The 2,624-nt window shown below is 74.5% G+C and carries 1 protein-coding gene; it reads left to right on the top strand.

What is annotated here, in order from left to right; all coding sequences use genetic code 11:
• Positions 1-31: 31 nt before the first annotated feature.
• Positions 32-2,624, top strand: a 2,593-nt coding sequence (locus B207_RS0105195; RefSeq protein ID WP_230204850.1) for an acyltransferase domain-containing protein, incomplete at its 3' end; no start/stop codon positions are given.

Genomic DNA, 2,624 nt, shown 5'->3' with positions numbered 1-2,624 from the left:
CGCGGCGGCTTTCGACGAGGTCTGTGCCCTGTTGGACGCTCACCTGGATCGTCCGCTGTCTGAGGTGATCGACGGTGAGGCGGTGCTGCTTGACCAGACCGGTTACGCGCAGCCGGCGATCTTCGCGGTGGAGGTCGCGCTGCTGGCGCTGGTCCGGTACTGGGGAGTCGATCCCGATGTCGTCGCCGGCCATTCGATCGGTGAGATCACCGCGGCCCACGCCGCCGGTGTGCTGAGCCTCGCCGACGCGTCCGCCCTGGTCGCGGCCCGGGCCCGCCTCATGCAGGCGCTACCGGCCGGCGGCGGCATGCTCGCCGTGGGCGCTCCCGAGGCCGCGGTGACGGCCGCGCTGACCGAAGCCGGCCTCGCCCTCGACGTCGCGGCCGTGAACGGGCCGACGTCAGTGGTGCTCTCCGGGCCGCATGATCTACTCGACCGGGCCACGGCCCTGGCCGCCGACCAGGGCTGGCGCACCAGTCGGCTCCCGGTCAGCCATGCCTTCCACTCCGCGCTGATGGAACCGATGCTGGCCGAGTTCGAGGCGGTCGTCCGCGGCCTGACCTTCAGTGAAACCCGGCTGCCGGCCGTCTCCACCGTCACCGGTGCCGCCGTGCGGCCCGACGAGTGGTCGGACCCGCGCTACTGGGTGGAGCAGGTGCGCCGTCCGGTCCGGTTCGCCGACGCCGTCCAGGCGATGGCCGCCCTCGGCGTGAACCGGGTGCTGGAGCTCGGGCCCGACGCCGTCCTCACCGCGATGGTCCAGGACACCGCGCCCGACCTGCTCGCGGTGCCGGCGCTGCGCCGCGAGCGGGAGGACGCGACCACCCTGCTCACCGCGCTCGGCCGGCTGTTCACCGACGGCATCGCCGTCGACTGGCGGACCGTGTTCGCCGGCACCCCGGCCGGTCGGGTCGAGCTGCCCACCTACGCGTTCCGCCGGGAGCACTTCTGGCCGCGTCCGCGCCCGGCCGGCGCCGGGAACGCGGCCGGGTTCGGTCTGGAGGCCACCGACCACCCCCTGCTCGGTACGGCGATCGACGTGCCCGACTCGCCGGTGCTGGTCTTCGCCGGTTCGTTCTCCGTCGGTGCCCACCCCTGGCTCGCCGACCATGTGGTCTTCGGTCAGATCCTCGTGCCCGGGACGGCACTCGCCGAGCTGGCGCTCGCGGCCGGCTCCCGCGTCGGGTTCCCGGTCGTGGACGAGCTGCTGCTGCGGGCCCCGCTGGTGCTGCCCGAACACGGCGAGGTCCCGGTGCGGGTCACGGTTGACGTCCCCGCGCCGGACGCCGCCGACGGGGACCACCGCCGCACGGTGACGGTGCACTCCCGCACCGGCGACGACGGTTCCTGGGTGCTGCACGCGACGGGCGTGCTGGTCGCCGACGGCACGCGGGCCAGCGATGGCACGCGGGCCAGCGATGGCACGCAGGCTGCCGATGGCACGCAGGCTGCCGTGGAGCCGATGCCGAGCTGGCCGCCGGCGGGCGCGGACGAGGTCGACATCAGCGGCTTCTACGAGACCGCGGCCGCGGTCGGACTCTCCTACGGGCCGGTTTTCCAGGGGCTGCGCCGGGTGTGGCGATCCGGCGACGAGGTGTTCGCGGAGGTCGTGGCCGCCGAGGAGGCGATGCTCGACGGCTTTGCGCTGCACCCGGCGCTCTTCGACGCGGCCCTGCACGCCATCGGGGCCGGCGCTCTGCTGCCGGCGGGTGGCGCCCGTCTCCCGTTCGCGTTCACCGGCCTGCGCACCTTCGGCGCCTCCAGCGACGTCGACGCCTCCGACGCCTCCGACGCGGCCGGCACGGTGCTGCGCGTGCGGATCGCAGGTGTTCCCGCCGCCGACACCGTCCGGATCACGCTCGCGGACGGTTCCGGCCGGCCCGTCGCCGCGGTGTCCGCGCTGGCGCTGCGCCCGGTTGCCGCCGAATCCCCGGCGCAGGGCCTTCTCTACGCCCTGGACTGGACGCCGGAGTCCGTGCCGTCGGTGGGTCAGCCGGAAGGCTGGACCACCGTGGCGCTCGGTGCTCCGCTGCCCGAGCCCACCGACGTGCTGGTCGTGGACTGCGCCGCCAGGCAGGACGCCGGCACGCGGGACCTGGACGACGCTGCCCGGGGCGACGTCCCCCGGGACAACGCCGCCCGGGACGAGGCCACCTGGGACGACGTCACCGCGGACCGTGTGAAGGAACGCGCCGCCACCATGCTGGACACGCTTCAGCGTTGGCTCACCGACGAGTCGTGGTCGGACGCGAAGCTGGTCGTGGTCACCGAGGGTGCGGTCGCGGCCGGGCCGGGGGAGCGGATCCCGGGGCTCGCCGAGGCCAGCCTGTGGGGCCTCGTGCGGGCGGCGCAGTCGGAGCACCCCGACCGGATCCAGCTGATCGATGTGGACGGTGACGGTCGCGCGCTGCTGGCCGGGGTGGTGGCCGCCGGCCTGCCCGAGGCCGTGGTCCGTGACGGCAGAGTCCTGACACCCCGCCTCGCCCGGGCCGTGGTCACGGATGCGCCGGTCGTCGGTTTCGGTGGTGGCACGGTGGTGGTGACGGGTGCGACGGGGACGTTGGGGGCGGTGCTTGTCCGGCATCTGGTGGCGGCGCATGGGGTGTCGGATCTGTTGTTGCTGA

Origin of the sequence: Parafrankia elaeagni (assembly GCF_000374165.1) — a bacterium.
In the GTDB taxonomy this organism is placed as follows: domain Bacteria; phylum Actinomycetota; class Actinomycetes; order Frankiales; family Frankiaceae; genus Parafrankia; species Parafrankia elaeagni.
This window is presented reverse-complemented; position numbering and strand designations above follow the sequence as displayed.